The sequence below is a fragment of the Streptomyces sp. NPDC002669 genome, assembly GCF_042889165.1.
Lineage (GTDB): Bacteria > Actinomycetota > Actinomycetes > Streptomycetales > Streptomycetaceae > Streptomyces.
This window is the reverse complement of record NZ_JBIAQQ010000049.1, coordinates 1-16,314: the sequence shown is the minus strand read 5'-3', so window position 1 is coordinate 16,314 and position 16,314 is coordinate 1. Positions and strand designations below refer to the sequence as shown.

General features: G+C 72.1%; 15 protein-coding genes. 12 read left to right on the top strand and 3 right to left on the bottom strand.

What is annotated here, in order from left to right:
• Positions 1 to 54 precede the first annotated feature (54 nt).
• The gene (locus tag ACFYW1_RS37600; RefSeq protein WP_356932468.1) at positions 55 to 510 is read left to right on the top strand and encodes an ATP-binding protein; all 456 of its coding nucleotides are present in this window, start codon (positions 55 to 57) and stop codon (positions 508 to 510) included.
• 27 nt (positions 511 to 537) lie between these two features.
• On the opposite strand, the gene idi is transcribed toward ACFYW1_RS37600, so the two are convergent.
• The 3 genes from idi to ACFYW1_RS37585 form a co-directional block, all read right to left on the bottom strand.
• Complete coding sequence (gene idi, locus ACFYW1_RS37595) at positions 538 to 1,131, bottom strand: isopentenyl-diphosphate Delta-isomerase (protein WP_389004081.1); 594 nt, start codon at positions 1,129 to 1,131, stop codon at positions 538 to 540.
• Positions 1,132 to 1,279: 148 nt separating this feature from the next.
• Positions 1,280 to 2,548, bottom strand: coding sequence for a GNAT family N-acetyltransferase (locus ACFYW1_RS37590; RefSeq protein WP_389004079.1), 1,269 nt, complete (start codon positions 2,546 to 2,548; stop codon positions 1,280 to 1,282).
• Positions 2,549 to 2,806: 258 nt separating this feature from the next.
• Positions 2,807 to 3,745: a cation diffusion facilitator family transporter gene (locus tag ACFYW1_RS37585; protein ID WP_389004077.1), complete on the bottom strand. Its 939-nt coding sequence runs from the start codon at positions 3,743 to 3,745 to the stop codon at positions 2,807 to 2,809.
• 441 nt (positions 3,746 to 4,186) lie between these two features.
• Between ACFYW1_RS37585 and ACFYW1_RS37580 the strand changes: the two genes are divergently transcribed.
• From ACFYW1_RS37580 to ACFYW1_RS37530, 11 genes are all read left to right on the top strand, one after another.
• The gene (locus tag ACFYW1_RS37580; RefSeq protein WP_389004108.1) at positions 4,187 to 6,013 is read left to right on the top strand and encodes a DUF5941 domain-containing protein; all 1,827 of its coding nucleotides are present in this window, start codon (positions 4,187 to 4,189) and stop codon (positions 6,011 to 6,013) included.
• Positions 6,010 to 6,747 (top strand): sugar phosphate nucleotidyltransferase, encoded by a 738-nt coding sequence (locus ACFYW1_RS37575; RefSeq protein ID WP_389004075.1) that lies wholly within the window; start codon positions 6,010 to 6,012, stop codon positions 6,745 to 6,747. The genes ACFYW1_RS37580 and ACFYW1_RS37575 overlap by 4 nt, the downstream gene beginning before the upstream one ends.
• Positions 6,735 to 7,796, top strand: coding sequence for an iron-containing alcohol dehydrogenase family protein (locus ACFYW1_RS37570; protein WP_389004073.1), 1,062 nt, complete (start codon positions 6,735 to 6,737; stop codon positions 7,794 to 7,796). The genes ACFYW1_RS37575 and ACFYW1_RS37570 overlap by 13 nt, the downstream gene beginning before the upstream one ends.
• Complete coding sequence (locus ACFYW1_RS37565; protein WP_356932475.1) at positions 7,774 to 8,553, top strand: CDP-alcohol phosphatidyltransferase family protein; 780 nt, start codon at positions 7,774 to 7,776, stop codon at positions 8,551 to 8,553. The genes ACFYW1_RS37570 and ACFYW1_RS37565 overlap by 23 nt, the downstream gene beginning before the upstream one ends.
• The gene (locus tag ACFYW1_RS37560; protein ID WP_389004071.1) at positions 8,550 to 9,434 is read left to right on the top strand and encodes a glycosyltransferase family 2 protein; all 885 of its coding nucleotides are present in this window, start codon (positions 8,550 to 8,552) and stop codon (positions 9,432 to 9,434) included. The genes ACFYW1_RS37565 and ACFYW1_RS37560 overlap by 4 nt, the downstream gene beginning before the upstream one ends.
• Positions 9,435 to 9,542: 108 nt before the next feature.
• Positions 9,543 to 10,472: an ABC transporter permease gene (locus ACFYW1_RS37555; protein ID WP_389004069.1), complete on the top strand. Its 930-nt coding sequence runs from the start codon at positions 9,543 to 9,545 to the stop codon at positions 10,470 to 10,472.
• A complete protein-coding gene (locus tag ACFYW1_RS37550) occupies positions 10,465 to 11,250 on the top strand; it encodes an ABC transporter ATP-binding protein (protein WP_148840905.1) in 786 nt (261 codons plus the stop codon). Before ACFYW1_RS37555 ends, ACFYW1_RS37550 begins: the two co-directional genes overlap by 8 nt.
• Before the next feature lie 439 nt (positions 11,251 to 11,689).
• Positions 11,690 to 12,610: a squalene synthase HpnC gene (hpnC, locus tag ACFYW1_RS37545; protein ID WP_389004066.1), complete on the top strand. Its 921-nt coding sequence runs from the start codon at positions 11,690 to 11,692 to the stop codon at positions 12,608 to 12,610.
• Positions 12,607 to 13,560 carry a presqualene diphosphate synthase HpnD gene (gene hpnD, locus ACFYW1_RS37540; RefSeq protein WP_389004064.1) on the top strand — a complete coding sequence of 318 codons (954 nt, stop codon included), beginning with the start codon at positions 12,607 to 12,609 and terminating at the stop codon, positions 13,558 to 13,560. The genes hpnC and hpnD overlap by 4 nt, the downstream gene beginning before the upstream one ends.
• Before the next feature lie 115 nt (positions 13,561 to 13,675).
• Positions 13,676 to 15,064 (top strand): hydroxysqualene dehydroxylase HpnE, encoded by a 1,389-nt coding sequence (gene hpnE, locus ACFYW1_RS37535; protein WP_389004062.1) that lies wholly within the window; start codon positions 13,676 to 13,678, stop codon positions 15,062 to 15,064.
• The gene (locus ACFYW1_RS37530) at positions 15,061 to 16,164 is read left to right on the top strand and encodes a polyprenyl synthetase family protein (protein WP_187438956.1); all 1,104 of its coding nucleotides are present in this window, start codon (positions 15,061 to 15,063) and stop codon (positions 16,162 to 16,164) included. Before hpnE ends, ACFYW1_RS37530 begins: the two co-directional genes overlap by 4 nt.
• Positions 16,165 to 16,314: the final 150 nt, after the last annotated feature.

Sequence of the window (16,314 nt, the reverse complement as noted above, 5' to 3'; positions counted from 1 at the left end):
CGCACTCTGTACCCGACGTGCAGTCACCATCGAGTGGAGAGCGGGTACCGGACTATGGAGAGCCGCGGGAGTGTCCCCGCCCGGCCCGTGTCGTACGAGGGAGTCTGGCGGTTCACCGCCCCGGCCGTGGACGTCTCCGTACCGCAGGCCCGGCGCGCGGTGCGCGATCTGCTGAACCGCCAGGGCGTGCCGGTGGACGACGACATCGCCGAGGGGCTGCTGCTCATCGTCTCCGAACTGGTCACCAACGCGGTGAAGCACGCCGCGTTGCTCTCGCCGGAACTCGCTGTCGAGGTGGCCGTCGGCGAGGAGTGGGTCAGGGTCTCCGTCGAGGACAACCACCCCTACCGCCCGACGGCCCTGGAGACGGACCACGGGCAGACCGGCGGGCGCGGCCTGCTGCTGGTCCGGGAGATCACCCGGGAGGCGGGCGGAGCCTGCGATGTCGAACACACCGCAGGCGGCGGGAAGATCATCTGGGCGGCCCTGCCGCTGAGCCCGCGGCCCTGACCGCCCGCCCCCGGTGCCGTCCGCCCGTCACCAGCCGGCGGACGGTCCGGTCAGCTCCCTGATCGCCGGGCGCGCGGCGTCCAGCACCGTCATGAACCAGGCCGAGAACGGCGACCGGGCGTGCCGCTCGACGAGTTCGTCGGCGGTGACGAACGCGGTCTCGCCGATCTCCTCCGGGTCGGGGCGCGGCAGGTCCTGCACCATCCCCACGAAGAGGTGGTTGAACTCCTGCTCCACCAGCCCGGAGGCCGGGTCGGGGTGGTTGTAGCGGACCGTGCCCGCCTCGGCCAGCAGCGAGGGGGAGACCCCCAGCTCCTCGTACGTGCGCCGGGCGGCGGCGGCGAAGGGCGCCTCACCGGGGTAGGGGTGGCCGCAGCAGGTGTTCGACCAGACACCGGGGGAGTGGTACTTGCCGAGCGCGCGACGCTGCAGCAGCAGCCGGCCCCGCTCGTCGAAGAGGAACACGGAGAAGGCGCGGTGCAGTTGGCCGGGCGGCTGATGGGCGGTGAGCTTCTCCTCGGTGCCGATGGTGGCGCCGTTCTCGTCGACCAGTTCGAGCATGATCGCTTCTGCGGTGCCCTTCGACGAGCTGTTCGCCGAGGGGGCTGGTGTGGTCGGCATACCCATCCTTCGCTGTGGTCCCGGCCCCGTGCGCCGGTCCCGTCGAGTCCGGCCAAGTCTGCCGTACAAAAGCCGCTTGTCCGCACTACGGGGTCTGGCATGTCCGGCCCCGCCGCACCGGCGGAGTGCGACGGGGCCGGACGGTGCCTCAGACGCCGAAGGCGGCCGGGTAACGGATCGTGCCCCGCGGGACCGGCACGGACCCGTCGAGGACCAGGGCCATCATCGCCTCGTCGGGGACCTCGAAGCCCGGCCGGATCCCGTACCGCGACGCCGGCACGAAGCCGAACGCCGGGTAGTACTCGGGATGTCCGAGTACCAGAACGAGTGACTCGCCGTGCAGCCTGGCCGCGTCCAGCGCCGCCCGCACCGCGGCCCGGCCCGCCCCCTGCCGCTGATGGCCCGGGGCCGTCGCCACCGGGGCCAGTGCCAGGGCCGGCGTGTCACCGACCCGGCACCGGGTCAGCAGCGCGTACGCGGCCACGTCCCCGTCCGGGCCGTCCGTCACGACATGGCCGAGCCCCGGCAGCCAGGCCGCCGGATCGTCGCGCAGCGCGTCCACGAGCGCGGCCTCGTCCGGAGTGGGGAACGCGGCCGCGTTGACCGCGAACACGGCGGCCCGGTCCGCGCCGGTCTCCGGCCTGGCCGGCCACCGGGGATCGACGGGACGCAGCACGTGGCCGGCGTAGCCGTACTCCGTGCCGTGGTCGCGCCGTACCGCCAGCTCCTCACGGGTGGCCGCGAGCGCCCACTCCATGCCGGGGGCCGACGGGTCCGCGGCCTCGACGTGCGCGGCGAGCGGGCCGTAGTACTCGTCCCAGTCGCTGTCGGGCTGCACCAGCGTCCCCAGGACGTGGTAGCCGGCCGCCACCGCCGCAGCGGTGTCGGCCGCCAGAGGACGCAGCGGGGTCTGCCGGTCCCAGAAGGCGCGCGCCCCGGCCGTCGGGGCATCGGTCGTCCAGACGCAATTGGTGACGACGAGGGAGCCGCCCGGGGCGAGCAGCCGCTTCCAGTCCCGCAGCGCGGCGTCGAAACCGATGAGGTACGCGGACCCCTCCGCCCAGACGAGGTCGAACGACCCGTCCGGGAAGTCGGGGCCGGACAGCTCGGCCATGTCGGCCCGCACGGTGCGGACGCGGTCGCCGAGCCCCCGGGCGTCGGCCGCCGCGCGCAACTCGTCGAGGAACGGCCGGTGGAGGTCGACGGCGGTCACCTCGGCGCCGGCCTCCGCGGCGAGCAGCAGCGCGGCCCGGCCGGGCCCGCAGCCCAGATCGAGCACGCGCGGACGGCGCGGCAGCGGGCCGGCGAACTCCAGCAGCCGCCGGGTGGTGGCGTCGGAGCCGGGGCCCTGCCGGGGCAGGCCGTGGTGCAGGGAGAAGAACGCCTCGGTACGGACGGCGTGATCGTTGTCGGTCAACGTGGGAACCCTTGTGTACGAGGGCTCCGGCCAACGGTGTCGACCCGGTGCGAGTCGGGGCGCTAGCCGAGAACCCGGGAGTTGAGGAAGGACCGGATGCTGCGCCGGGAAGGCGCCGTCGCGACGGTCATCAACCTCAACTCCTCTCTTCGAGGGCCCCGCCGGGGCCCTCTTCGCGGGTTCTTGCACGGGTTCTCGTCCCGGGTGCGGAGACTCGAACGCCTCTGCGGGCACCTTACACCGGACCCGGGCGGGGACTCAGTGGCAGAACCCGGCCTCGTGCTCGGCGTGGCCGCTCGGCTCCAGCTGGAACGTGCAGTGCTCCACGTCGAAGTGGCCCCCGAGGCAGCCCTGCAGTTCGTGGAGGAGCTTCTCGTGCCCGATCGAGTCGAGCATCTCCTGGCTCACCACCACATGGGCGGAGAGCACCGGCATCCCCGAAGTGATCGTCCAGGCGTGCAGGTCGTGGACGTCCAGCACCCCGGGCAGGGCGACGATGTGGGCCCGTACCTCGGCCATGTCCACGCCCTTGGGCGCCGACTCCAGCAGGACGTCGAGCGTCTCCCGGAACAGCTTCACGGTACGGGGGACGATCATCAGGCCGATCACCAGGGAGGCGATCGGGTCGGCGGCCTGCCAGCCGGTGGCCAGGATGATTCCCGCCGAGACCAGCACGGTCAGCGAGCCGAGCGTGTCCGCGAGCACCTCCAGATAGGCGCCGCGCACATTGAGGCTCTCCTTCTGCCCGCGCATCAGCAGCGACAGCGAGATGATGTTGGCGACCATGCCGACGAGGGCGAAGACGATGGCCAGCCCGCTCCTGGTCTCGGCCGGGGTGATGAAGCGCTCGACGGCCTCGAAGAGCAGGAAGCCGCCCACCCCGAGCAGCAGCAGACAGTTGGCCAGGGCGGCCAGGATCTCGGCGCGGGCGTAGCCGAAGGTGCGGTTGAGCCCGGCCGGCCGGTTGGCGAAGTGGATCGCCAGCAGCGCCATGCCCAGCCCCAGGGCATCGGTCGCCATGTGGGCCGCGTCGGCGATCAGGGCGAGCGAGCCGGAGAGCACCCCGCCGACGATCTCCACGGCCATCACGGTGAGTGTGATGCAGAGCGCGATCCGCAACCGCCCGCGGTGGGCGGCGGCCGCGGTGCCGGTCGTCGGCCCGCCGTGCGTGTGTCCGTGGTCGTGCCCTGCCCCCATGGGAAATGCCTCCCGGTCGTCTCGTCGGCCCGGCCCCCGGACGGGGGCCGGGCACTGCCAGTGAACTACGGGTGGGGGGTATGTGGCAACACGGTACTGAACACCGTTGTCATATGCTCTGACCTGCGGAAATGCTTGCAGGTCAGAGAGGTTGGGGAGATCGCCGACGGGCTGCTGCCGAGAACCGGGTGACCCTGCTGCGAAGCGCGCGCCGCGCTGCCGGGGGCCTCTCGCGACGGGGCTTTTTTGTCAGGCGGTGCGGGGATCGACGATGATGATCGCGGGCGGTGCCGCACGATGCCGGTCGGCCCCGAACGGAGCACAAACGGTCGGTGAACTCGCGCTTCCGTTCATCCGATAGCCTCTGCCGACGTGCCGCCGGTCCACATCAGGACCGCACTGTCGCGCGCCGACCCCGTCAGCACCAAGGAGTGAGTTCGTCTGTCGACCGCCATCCTCACCGGTGCACCGGTACCCGGGTCGTCACTCGCGGACGATCTTCGGTCGCTGGGCTTCGACGTACGGGTCGCCGCCGATGTGGCCGAGGCCGCACGGCTGATCTCGGTCGTCCCCGCCGACCACCGCGTCGCACTGGTCGATCCCCGTTTCATCGGCCACGTCCACGCCCTCCGGCTCGGACTGACCGACCCGCGCTTCCCCGCCGCCGCCGTGCCCGGCGCGCTCACCGCCCAGCCCGAGGCACGCCCCGCGCTCGTCCGGGCCCTGGACACCGCGACCGCCGCCGTCGGCGCGGGCACGTCCCCGGGCGCGCCCGGCGCCCCGGTCACCGACCGCACCGTGCCGGGCAGCCTCGCCGCGGCCATGGACGCCGGGGGCACCGAGGTGCGCCGCCCCGAGCTGGGCTCGCTGGTCGCCGCCGTACCGACGGACGACGCCGCGCGCGCCGAGGCGGAGAGCGCCCTGGCCTCGGTCGACGACGAGGCGGTGCGGCTGCGCAGCGCGGTGAAGGCGCACGACGGCTTCTTCACCACGTTCTTCATCAGCCCGTACTCCCGCTACATCGCCCGCTGGTGCGCCCGCCGCGGCCTCACGCCGAACCAGGTCACCACCGCCTCCCTGCTGACCGCGCTGATCGCGGCCGGCAGCGCGGCGACCGGCACCCGGGGCGGCTACGTCGCCGCCGGGGTGCTGCTGCTCCTGTCCTTCGTCCTGGACTGCACCGACGGGCAGCTCGCCCGCTACTCGCTGCAGTACTCGACGATGGGCGCCTGGCTCGACGCCACCTTCGACCGGGCCAAGGAGTACGCCTACTACGCGGGCCTCGCCCTCGGTGCCGCCCGGGGCGGCGACGACGTGTGGGCGCTCGCCCTGGGCGCGATGGTGCTCCAGGCATGCCGCCACGTCATCGACTTCTCGTTCAACGAGGCCAACCACGACGCGGTGGCCAATTCGAGCCCCACGGCGGCCCTGTCCACCAAGCTCGACAGCGTCGGCTGGACGGTCTGGGTGCGCCGGATGATCGTGCTGCCGATCGGCGAGCGCTGGGCGATGATCGCGGTCCTCACCGCGGTGACCACCCCCCGGATCGTCTTCTACGCCCTGCTCGTCGGCTGCTCCTTCGCCGCCTGCTACACCACCGCGGGTCGGCTGCTGCGCTCGCTGACCCGCAAGGCGAAGCGCACCGACCGTGCCGCCCGGGCCCTCGCGGACCTCGCCGACTCCGGACCGCTCGCCGAGACCGTCGCCGCGATCGGCCCCCGGCTCGGCGGCAGCTGGAGCGCCCCCGTCACGGCCCTGCTCGCCGGGGCGCTCATGATCGCCTCCGCGCTCACCCAGCCCTTCGGCAGCTGGCACACCATCCTGGCCGCGGTGGTCTACGCGATGCTCTCCGGCATGGCCGTCTCCCGCCCGCTCAAGGGCGCGCTCGACTGGCTCGTGCCCCCGGCGTTCAGGGCCGCGGAGTACTGCACCGTCCTGATCCTCGCCGCCCGCAGCGACGTCCCGGGGGCGCTTCCCGCGGCCTTCGGACTGGTCTCGGCCGTCGCCTACCATCACTACGACACGGTGTACCGCATCCGCGGCGGCACCGGTGCGCCGCCCCGGTGGCTGGTCCGCACGATCGGCGGGCACGAGGGCCGCACCCTGGTGGTGACCGTGTTCGCCGCCGTGTTCACCCGGCACTCGACCTTCACCACGGCACTCACCGCGCTCGCCGTGGCCGTGGCACTGGTGGTGCTCGTGGAGTCCATCCGCTTCTGGGTGTCCTCAGGCGCACCCGCCGTTCACGACGAAGGAGAACCCGCATGATCGGCCTCGTACTGGCAGCCGGTGCAGGACGGCGTCTGCGCCCCTACACCGACACGCTCCCGAAGGCTCTCGTGCCTGTGGACGGCGAGAAGACGGTCCTGGACCTGACGCTGGCCAACTTCGCGGAGATCGGCCTCACCGAGGTCGCCGTCGTCGTCGGCTACCGCAAGGAGGCGGTGTACGCCCGCAAGGCCGAGTTCGAGGCGAAGTACGGCGTCACCCTCACCCTGATCGACAACGACAAGGCCGAGGAGTGGAACAACGCCTACTCCCTGTGGTGCGCCCGTGAGGTCCTGGGCCGCGGCGTCATCCTGGCCAACGGCGACACGGTCCACCCCTCCTCCGTCGAGAAGACCCTGCTCGCCGCCCGCGGCGAGGGCCGGCGGATCATCCTCGCCCTCGACACGCTGAAGCAGCTGGCGGACGAGGAGATGAAGGTCGTCACCGAGGACGGCAGGGGTGTGCGGCACATCACCAAGCTGATGGACCCGGCCACCGCGACCGGCGAGTACATCGGCGTCACCCTGATCGAGCCCGAGGCCGCCGCGGAGCTGGCCGACGCCCTGAGGACGACCTTCGAGCGCGACCCCGACCTCTACTACGAGGACGGCTACCAGGAGCTCGTGAACCGCGGCTTCACCATCGACGTGGCCCCCATCGGCGAGGTGGCGTGGGTGGAGATCGACAACCACGACGACCTCGCGAAGGGCCGTGAGATCGCGTGCCAGTACTGACCCGGCTCATCCCGTCCCCGGTCGTCGTCGACATCCGTCGCGGCGCCCTGGACGACCTGGCCGGTCTCCTCGCGGACCAGCGGATCTCCGCCTCCGGCAAGCTCGCCGTGGCGATCAGCGACGGCTCCGGGCGCGCCCTGCGCGAGCGGCTGGAACCCGCACTGCCCGGCGCCGACTGGTACGCGGTGACCGACGGCACCCTCGACTCGGCGGTCAAGCTGGCCGACGACATCAAGGGCAACCGGTACGACGCCGTGGTCGGCCTCGGCGGCGGCAAGATCGTCGACGTGGCGAAGTACGCCGCGGCGCGGGTCGGCCTGCCCATGGTCGCGGTGGCGACGAACCTCGCCCACGACGGCCTGTGCTCGCCGGTCGCGACCCTGGACAACGACAACGGCCGGGGCTCCTACGGGGTCCCCACCCCGATCGCCGTGGTCATCGACCTCGGCATCGTCCGCCGGGCCCCCGCCCGCTTCGTCCGCTCCGGCATCGGCGACGCGGTCTCCAACATCTCCTGCGTGGCCGACTGGGAGCTCTCCCACGAGATCACCGGCGAGGAGATCGACGGCCTGGCCGCCGCCATGGCCCGGCAGGCGGGCGAGGCCGTGCTGCGCCACCCCGGCGGGATCGGCGACGACGCCTTCCTCAAGGTGCTGGCCGAGGGCCTGGTGATGACCGGCATATCGATGTCCGTCGCCGGGGACTCCCGGCCCGCCTCGGGCGCCTGCCACGAGATCAACCACGCCTTCGACCTGCTGTACCCCCGGCGCGCGGCCAGCCACGGCGAGCAGGTCGGCCTCGGCGCCTGCTTCGCGATGCGGCTGCGGGGCGCCCACGAGGAGTCCCTCCTCATGGCGGAGACCCTGCGCCGGCACGGGCTGCCGGTCCTGCCCGAGGAGATCGGGTTCACCGCCGAGGAGTTCGTCCGGGCCGTCGAGTACGCCCCGCAGACCCGCCCCGGGCGCTTCACGATCCTGGAACACCTCAACCTGTCCACCGACCAGATCAGGGACGCGTACGCCGACTATGCAAAAGCCATCCATAGCTGAACTCCGCCCGGTCGTGCACCCGCCGGGCGTGAAGGACCGGCGCAGCGGCGAGCACTGGGCCGGTCGGCTCTACATGCGCGAGATCTCGCTGCGCATCGACCGGCATCTGGTGAACACCAGGGTCACCCCCAACCAGCTGACCTACCTGATGACCGTCGCGGGCGTGCTCGCCGCCCCCGCCCTGCTCGTCCCGGGCATTCCCGGCGCGCTGCTCGGGGTCCTCATGGTCCAGCTCTACCTGCTGCTCGACTGCGTGGACGGCGAGATCGCCCGCTGGAAGAAGCAGTTCTCGCTGGGCGGGGTCTACCTGGACCGGGTCGGCGCGTACCTCTGCGACGCGGCCGTGCTGGTCGGCTTCGGCCTGCGCGCCGCCGACCTGTGGGGCTCCGGGCGGATCGACTGGCTGTGGGCCTTCCTGGGCACGCTCGCCGCCCTCGGCGCGATCCTGATCAAGGCCGAGACCGACCTCGTCGGGGTCGCCCGCCACCAGGGCGGCCTGCCGCCCGTCAAGGAGTCCGCGTCCGAGCCGCGCTCGTCCGGCATGGCGTTCGCCCGCAGGGCCGCCGGAGCGCTCAAGTTCCACCGGCTGATCCTCGGGGTCGAGGCGTCGCTGGTGATCCTGGCGGCGGCGGTCCTCGACGCGGTCAGGGACGACCTGTTCTTCAGCCGTCTGATGGTCGCGGTGCTGGCCGGCATCGCGCTGCTGCAGACCCTCCTGCACCTCGTGTCGATCCTGGCGTCGAGCAGGCTGAAGTGAGCACCCCCATGAAGGTCGGCGCGGTCATCATCACGATGGGCAACCGCCCGGACGAGCTCCGCGCCCTCCTCGACTCGGTCGCCCGCCAGGAGGGCGATCGGGTCGAGGTGGTGGTCGTCGGCAACGGCGCCCCCGTCCCGGAGGTCCCCGCCGGGGTGCGCACCGTCGAGCTGCCGGAGAACCTCGGCATCCCCGGCGGCCGCAACGTCGGGATCGAGGCATTCGGCCCGTCCGGCAGCGACGTGGACGTCCTGCTCTTCCTCGACGACGACGGACTGCTGCCGCTCACCGACACCGCCGAGCTGTGCCGCCGGGCGTTCGAGTCGGACCCCCGGCTGGGCATCATCAGCTTCCGCATCGCCGACCCGGACACCGGTGTCACCCAGCGCCGCCACGTGCCGCGGCTGCGTGCCTCCGACCCGCTGCGCTCCTCCCGCGTGACGACCTTCCTGGGCGGCGCCAACGCCGTGCGCACCGAGGTCGTCGCCGAGGTCGGACCGCTGCCCGGCCGGTTCTTCTACGCGCACGAGGAGACCGATCTCGCCTGGCGGGCGCTGGACGCCGGCTGGATGATCGACTACCGCGCGGACATGGTCCTCAACCACCCCACGACCGCCCCGTCGCGGCACGCGGTGTACCACCGCATGGTGGCCCGCAACCGGGTCTGGCTGGCCCGTCGCAACCTGCCCGCCCCCCTGATCCCCGTCTACCTCGGGGTGTGGCTGCTGCTGACCCTGCTGCGCAGGCCGTCCGTCCCGGCGCTGAAGGCGTGGTTCGGCGGTTTCCGGGAGGGCTGGACCACCCCGTGCGGCACCCGCCGCCCGATGAAGTGGCGCACGGTGTGGCGGCTGACCAGGCTCGGCCGACCTCCCGTGATCTGAGAAGCTCTCCTTCTGAGAGCATGAGTCGTACGTTTTCCCTATGGGACCTGTCCGCTCCGAGCCGCGCCCGCGACTGGCTGCGCATCTTGAATACGAGAGTTTCATCTGGTGAGTGACACAACCCCTGATGGTGCGGTCGCACTGAGCACCCCACCATCCGCCGACGACGGTCTGAGCCCGGCAGAGCTGGCCACCAAGTACGGCCTCACGGTGAGCGGCGCCCGGCCCGGGCTCTTCGAGTACATCCGGCAGCTCTGGGGCCGGCGCCACTTCATCATGGCGTTCTCCAGGGCGAAGCTGACCGCCCAGTACAGCCAGGCGAAGCTGGGCCAGCTGTGGCAGGTGGCGACCCCGCTGCTCAACGCCCTGGTCTACTACTTGATCTTCGGGTTGATCCTGGGCACCAGGAAGGGAATGACCCAGGAGGTCTTCATCCCGTTCCTGGTGACCGGGGTCTTCGTCTTCACCTTCACCCAGAGCTCGGTGATGGCGGGCGTGCGGGCGATCTCCGGGAACCTGGGTCTGGTCCGGGCGCTGCACTTCCCGCGTGCCTCGCTGCCCGTCTCGTTCTCGTTGCAACAGCTCCAGCAACTGCTGTTCTCGATGATCGTGCTCGGGGTCGTGGCCGTGGCCTTCGGCAGCTACCCGAGCCTGTCCTGGCTGCTGATCATCCCGGCGCTGGCCATGCAGTTCGTCTTCAACACCGGTCTGGCGATGATCATGGCCCGGCTCGGCAGCAAGACCCCCGACCTCGCCCAGCTGATGCCGTTCGTCATGCGGACCTGGATGTACGCCTCGGGCGTCATGTTCTCCATCCCGGTGATGCTCAAGGACAAGCCGGCCTGGATCGCCGACGTCCTCCAGTACAACCCGGCGGCCGTCTACATGGATCTGATCCGCTTCGCGCTGATCGACGGGTACGGCACGGAGAACCTGCCGGCGCACGTCTGGATGGTGGCGCTGGCCTGGGCGCTCGTCGTCGGCCTGGTGGGCTTCGTGTACTTCTGGAAGGCAGAGGAACGGTACGGCCGTGGCTGACGACAAGACCCAGGGGCGCGTCCCCACCGTCATCGCCGACGATGTGCACATCGTCTACCGGGTGAACGGCGCGGGCGGCGGCAGGGGCAGCGCCACCGCGGCGCTGAGCCGGATACTGCGCCGAGGCAAGGGCGAGGCGCGCGGGGTGCGCAAGGTGCATGCCGTGCGAGGCGTCACCTTCACCGCCTACCGGGGCGAGGCGATCGGCCTCATCGGAACCAACGGTTCGGGCAAGTCCACCCTGCTGCGGGCCATCGCCGGGCTGCTGCCGACCGAGAAGGGCAAGGTCTACACCGACGGCCAGCCCTCGCTCCTCGGCGTGAACGCGGCGCTGATGAGCGACCTGACCGGCGAGCGCAACGTGGTGCTCGGCGGCCTCGCGATGGGCATGTCCCGCGAGGAGATCCGCGAGCGCTACCAGGGGATCGTCGACTTCTCCGGCATCAACGAGAAGGGCGACTTCATCACCCTGCCGATGCGCACGTACTCCTCCGGCATGGCCGCCCGGCTGCGCTTCTCCATCGCCGCCGCGAAGAACCACGACGTCCTCATGATCGACGAGGCGCTGGCGACCGGCGACCGCAAGTTCCAGATCCGCTCCGAGAAGCGCATCAGGGAGCTCCGCAAGGAGGCGGGCACCGTCTTCCTGGTCAGCCACAGCAACAAGTCCATCAGGGACACCTGCGACCGGGTCCTGTGGCTGGAGAAGGGCGAGCTGCTGATGGACGGCCCCACGGACGAGGTGCTCAAGGCGTACGAGCGCGAGACCGGGAAGTAGTCGCTCCCGCGGTTCCGCTACGGCCTCTGCCGGAGGATTCCGGCGGGGGCCGTCCCGCTGTCCGGATCATGGACGGCCGCCGTGCCCCTGCACGCCCGGCGGTACGCCCGGGACAAGATCTCCTACCGGCGGATGACGTCAATCCCCTTGGGTGCAGGAAAGGTTGGCGGAGCGGGGAACGCCCTCGCGGCGTGCTCCGCACCCCGTCGTATGGATGAGCGTTGTACAACGTAAGCTGTACCGGTGCTGATTCGAGGCAAGTGGGGCGATACCGCCTGGCCGTACGGCTCGTAGGCAGCGCTCCGCACTCGGCAGAGCGGGCGGCGTGTCCGGAATGGGATGTTTTGGGTCAGCAGTGTAGAACGGGAGATGTGACGGCAATGACGGAAGATCTCCAGCTCCGAGGTGCTCACGCCGTCCCCGCACCGGGCGGCCGCCGGTGACTCCCACCCCGCAGGCGCACCCCGACGCCACGGCGCCCGGCACCCTCGACAAGGCCGCCGACGAGAACTTCCCCGTGGCCCCCTTCTTCCTGCCCCGGGACTGGCGGGACGACCTGATGGCCCTGTACGGCTTCGCCCGCCTCGTCGACGACATCGGCGACGGCGACCTCGCCGATGGCGGGGCGGACGCCCGCCACCTCGGCCTGGACCCGGCGGCGGCCGACGACCGGCTCGCCGCGCTCGACGCCTTCGAGGCCGATCTCCGCCGGGTCTTCGACACCACGGGCGACGCACCCCGCCACCCCCTGCTGCGCGGACTGCGCCCCACCGTGCGGCGCCGCGGACTCACTCCCGAGCCGTTCCTCGGCCTCGTCGAGGCGAACCGGCAGGACCAGCGGATCCGCCGCTACGGGACGTACGACGAGCTCCTCGCCTACTGCGAGCTGTCCGCCAACCCCGTCGGCCGGCTGGTCCTGCAGGTCACCGGGACCGCCAGTCCTGAACGCATCCGCCGTTCCGACGCCGTCTGCACGGCCCTGCAGATCATCGAGCACCTCCAGGACGTCACCGAGGACCTCGGCCGCGACCGGATCTACCTGCCCGCCGAGGACATGGCGCGGTTCCGCGTCGACGAGGCCGATCTGGCGGCCCCCTCGGCCAACGCGTCGGTGCGCTCCCTGATCGCGTACGAAGCGGAACGCGCCCGGCAGCTGCTGGACGAGGGCATCCCCCTGGTGGGCAGCGTGCACGGCAGGCTCAAGCTGCTCCTCGCCGGATTCGTGGGCGGAGGGCGCGCGGCCCTCGCCGCGATCACCGCCGCCGGGTTCGACGTACTGCCCGGACCGCCCAAGCCCACCAGGCCCGGCCTGCTGCGCGAGGTGGGAGTTGTCCTGCGAAGAGCGCGTAGAGAGGGGTGAGCCGGACCGTGGAGGGCCAGACGACGTACATGTCGGCACCGGTACAGGCCGCATACAGTTACTGCGAGGCGGTCACCGGACAGCAGGCGCGCAACTTCGCGTACGGCATCAGACTGCTGCCGGCCGCGAAGCGACACGCCATGTCGGCGTTGTACGCCTTCTCCCGTCGTGTCGACGACATCGGTGACGGCGAGCTCGATCCGGAGACCAAGCGGACCCGGCTGGAGGGCACCCGCACCGTGCTGGACCGGATCCGGGCCGGCGAGGTGGACGACGACGACACCGACCCGGTGGCCGTCGCGCTCGCCGACGCCGCGCGCAGGTTCCCGCTCCCGCTCGACGGGCTCGACGAACTGATCGACGGCGTGCTGATGGACGTGCGCGGAGCGACGTACGAGACCTGGGACGACCTCAAGGTCTACTGCCGCTGCGTCGCGGGCGCCATCGGCCGCCTCAGCCTCGGCGTCTTCGGCACGGAACCCGGCGCGCCGGGCGCCGACCGGGCCGCGGAGTACGCCGACACGCTCGGCCTCGCGCTCCAGCTCACCAACATCCTGCGCGACGTCCGCGAGGACGCGGGCAACGGGCGCACGTACCTGCCCTCCGACGACCTCGCCAAGTTCGGCTGCTCGGCGGGGTTCCACCGGGCCACCCCGCCGCAGGGCGCCGACTTCGCGGGACTGGTCCACTTCGAGGTGCGCCGGGCCCGCACCCTGTTCGCCGAGGGCTACCGGCTGCTGCCCATGCTCGACCGGCGCAGCGGCGCGTGCGTCGCGGCCATGGCGGGCATCTACCGCAGACTGCTCGACCGGATCGAGCGCGACCCCGAGGCGGTCCTGCGCGGCCGGGTCTCGCTGCCGGGCCACGAGAAGGCGTACGTCGCGGTGCGCGGTCTGTCGGGCCTCGACGCCCGGTACGTCTCCCGGCGGACGGGCCGGGGGCGTGTCTGATGCGCCGTACGGAGATCTCGCGCACCATGTGCAGCACGGACACAATCGTTGAGTGGTCAACCCTCCGCGGTTCCGACGCGTCCCTGACTGAAGTGACCCGACGAAAGGAGGACGCATGACGAACGAGGCCCCGCCTTCCTCCCGCGCGGTCGTGATCGGGGGCGGGCTCGCCGGGATCACCGCGGCGCTGCGCCTCGCCGACGCCGGGCTGGCGGTGACCCTCCTCGAAGGGCGCCCCCGCCTCGGCGGCCTCGTCTTCTCCTTCCGGCGCGGCGAACTGACCATCGACAACGGCCAGCACGTCTACCTGCGCTGCTGCACCGCCTACCAGTGGTTTCTCGACCGGGTCGGCGGCGCCCGGCTGGCCCCCCTGCAAAACCGTTTGGACGTGCCCGTTCTCGATGTCGGACGCCCCTCGGGCCCCCGGCTGGGACGGCTGCGCCGCAACGCGCTGCCGGTACCGTTCCACCTCGCCGCCGGACTCGCCGGCTATCCGCACCTCTCGCTCGCCGAACGGGCGGGCGTCGGGCGCGCCGCACTGGCCCTCGGCCGCCTGGACCCGGACGACCCGGCGCTCGACACCGTGGACTTCGGCAGCTGGCTCGCCCGGCACGGCCAGTCGCCGCGCACCGTCGAGGCCCTCTGGGACCTGGTCGGCGTCGCCACGCTCAACGCCACCGCGCCCGACTCCTCGCTGGCCCTCGCCGCGAAGGTGTTCAAGACCGGGCTGCTCTCCGACCCCGGCGCCGCCGACATCGGCTGGGCCGGCGTGCCCCTGGGCGAGATCCACGACAAGCTGGCCCGCGAGGCCCTCGACGCCGTCGGAGTACGTACCGAACTGCGCACCAAGGCCACCGCCATCACCCGTGCGGAGGGCGGCGGTTGGACCGTCCACGTCGACGGCGAACAGCTCGGGGCCGACACCGTCGTCCTCGCCGTCCCGCAGCGCGAGGCCCACGGACTACTGCCCGGCGGCGCGCTCGACGAACCGGACAAGCTCCTGGAGATCGGCACCTCGCCGATCCTCAACGTGCACGTCGTCTACGACCGCAAGGTGCTGCGCCGCTCCTTCTTCACCGCGCTCGGCTCCCCGGTCCAGTGGGTCTTCGACCGCACCGACGCCTCGGGGCTCACCGGCCCCGGCCAGTACCTCGCCCTGTCCCAGTCCGCCGCGCACGAGGAGATCGACCTCCCCGTCGCCGAACTGCGCAGGCGCTACCTGCCCGAGCTGGAGCGGCTCCTGCCGGCCGCCCGCGGGGCCGGCGTCCAGGACTTCTTCGTCACCCGGGAGCGCACGGCGACCTTCGCCCCCGCCCCCGGGGTCGGCCGGCTGAGGCCCGGCGCCGCCACGCGCGCCCCGGGCCTGTGTCTGGCCGGAGCATGGACGGCCACCGGCTGGCCCGCGACGATGGAGGGTGCCGTGCGCAGTGGGTTCAGCGCCGCGTCCGCCGCGTTGAGGGCGCTCGGCCGCTCCCACGAACATCCGCTGCAGGAGGCGGCATGAGCAGTACCACCGGAACAAGAGGAGAGTCAGTGACCCCGGCGAATCCGGCTTTCGACACCGTGGCCGACACCACGGACGTCACCGCGCTTCTGGAGCGCGGACGGGCCCTTTCCGCGCCGGTGCTCCGGGCCGCCGTCGACCGGCTCGCACCGCCCATGGACACCGTCGCCGCCTATCACTTCGGCTGGATCGACGCCCAGGGACGGGCGGCCGAGGGCGACGGCGGCAAGGCCGTCCGCCCGGCGCTCGCCCTGCTGTCCGCGGAGGCGGCCGGCGCCGCGGCCGAGGCCGGGATCCCCGGCGCCGTGGCCGTCGAACTCGTGCACAACTTCTCGCTGTTGCACGACGACCTGATGGACGGCGACGAGCAGCGGCGGCACCGCGACACGGTCTGGAAGGTGCACGGTCCCGCCCAGGCGATCCTGGTCGGCGACGCGCTCTTCGCGCTCGCCAACGAGATCCTGCTGGAGCTCGGCACCGTCGAGGCGGGCCGCGCCACGCGCCGCCTGACCGCCGCCAGCCGCAAGCTCATCGACGGGCAGGCCCAGGACATCTCCTACGAGCACCGCGAGCGGGTCACCGTCGAGGAGTGCCTGGAGATGGAGGGCAACAAGACCGGCGCCCTGCTCGCCTGCGCCTGCTCCATCGGTGCGGTGCTCGGCGGCGCCGACGACCGCACCGCCGACACCCTGGAGGCGTACGGCTACCACCTCGGCCTCGCCTTCCAGGCCGTCGACGACCTGCTCGGCATCTGGGGCGACCCCGAGTCCACCGGCAAGCAGACCTGGAGCGACCTGCGCCAGCGCAAGAAGTCGCTGCCGGTGGTCGCCGCGCTCGCCGCGGGCGGCCCGGCCTCGGAACGCCTGGGCGAACTGCTCGCGGCCGACGCCAAGAGCAGCGATTTCGACAGCTTCTCCGAAGAGGAGTTCGCCGCCCGCGCGGCACTCATCGAGGAGGCGGGCGGCCGCGAGTGGACCGCCCAGGAGGCCCGTCGACAGCACGCGGTCGCCATCGAGGCGCTGCACCGGGTCGACATGCCGCAGACCGTGCGGGCGCAGCTCACGGCGCTCGCGGACTTCGTCGTCGTACGAAAGAGATGATCACCATCTGGTCCATATGAATCGCAGTCGCCGGGGGGGGGCCCCCCGGGCCCCCCCCCCCCCCCGCCCCCCCCCCCCCCCGCCCCCCCCCCCCCACCGGGGGCCCCAAACCCCCCCCCCCCCCCCCAACCCCCCGCCCCCCCCCCCCCC